Genomic DNA, 1,064 nt, shown 5'->3' with positions numbered 1-1,064 from the left:
AGGGTCAAATACCCCGCTGCTCTGCAGCGCTACAAATTTGATGCCCCGTTGCTTGCAGCGGGGTATTTGACTTTTAGCAGTTGTCCGATCAGCTCGGATTTATCAATAAAATACCTGCCTTTTTTACGAATCTCAGCAAAATTTGAAGTTCCGACAGGAATCAAATACTATTGACTTATAACCCAAAATGTGCGGCGCGTTTGGTGACCATATACGCCAGTCACCAAACGCGCCCCTTGTAGTTAAGAAGCGTCTGTGCCACACGCACAGCATTAAACTACTAGTACAGCATTGTTTAAATAATAATGAATAAATGTTGCTTTTTTATTGTAGTCGGTGCATAATAATTCTATCACTAAAGAATGGATGGATTACTATGCGAAGGAAAACAATTGATACTATCCCGGTTTTATCTGATGCCATGAAAAATATATTATCTGCTTTTTCAAAAAGCCGCTCCCTTCCGTCAGGACTGGTCAAAAGAGCTAGCATTGTCCTGCTTGCGTCACAGGGGGAACTCAATCAAAATATTGCATCACAAGTCGGGCTTCATTATAATAATGTTGCCACTTGGCGCAACCGGTTCCTCGCGGCGCTCCCAGCCTTGCGGAAGATTGAAACGGATGCCCCGGAAAAGCTTGGAGATGAGATACAGGCAGTCCTGTCCGATAAAAAGCGCCCCGGTGCCCCGGCTGTTTTTACACCGGACCAGATCATGCGAATCATCGACCTTGCCTGCAACAGCCCAAATGATTTTGGGTACGAAGTAAGCCAGTGGAGCCTCCCGCTGTTAGTGGCAGAAATTAAAAAGCAGGGGATAGCAGCACAGATTTCTGAGAAATCTGTCAGCCGTTTTTTAAAAATGAGGTAGATTTACATCCCCACAAAATTCGTTACTGGCTTCATTCTTCGGAAAAGACAGAAGCCCCGGAATCTTTTGCGCGGAAAGTAAACGAAATCTGCGGCCTCTACCAGAGTGCCCGGGAACAAAGCCGGGAAGGTGCACACATTGTTTCCACGGATGAAATGACGGGGGTACAGGCGTTGGAACATAAATATCCTAA

Annotated in this window: 2 protein-coding genes; one reads left to right on the top strand and one right to left on the bottom strand. The window is 45.5% G+C overall.

The features are described from left to right. Positions 1-29: 29 nt before the first annotated feature. Positions 30-164: an AAA family ATPase gene (locus tag VSQ62_RS32290; RefSeq protein ID WP_334638789.1), complete on the bottom strand. Its 135-nt coding sequence runs from the start codon at positions 162-164 to the stop codon at positions 30-32. 212 nt (positions 165-376) lie between these two features. On the opposite strand from VSQ62_RS32290, the gene VSQ62_RS32285 reads away from it, so the two are divergent. Next, a complete protein-coding gene (locus VSQ62_RS32285) occupies positions 377-871 on the top strand; it encodes a helix-turn-helix domain-containing protein (RefSeq protein WP_334638788.1) in 495 nt (164 codons plus the stop codon). The last annotated feature ends 193 nt before the right edge of the window (positions 872-1,064 follow it).

This window comes from Sporofaciens sp. JLR.KK001 (genome assembly GCF_036941055.1).
Lineage (GTDB): Bacteria > Bacillota > Clostridia > Lachnospirales > Lachnospiraceae > Sporofaciens.
Note: the sequence above shows the minus strand (reverse complement) of the source record. Positions and strands in the feature narration are given on the sequence as shown.

Bases quoted from the DNA above. Each gene is read 5' to 3' on its own strand.
- VSQ62_RS32285 (WP_334638788.1), top strand. From the start codon at position 377: ATGCGAAGGAAAACAATTGATACTATCCCGGTTTTATCTGATGCCATG.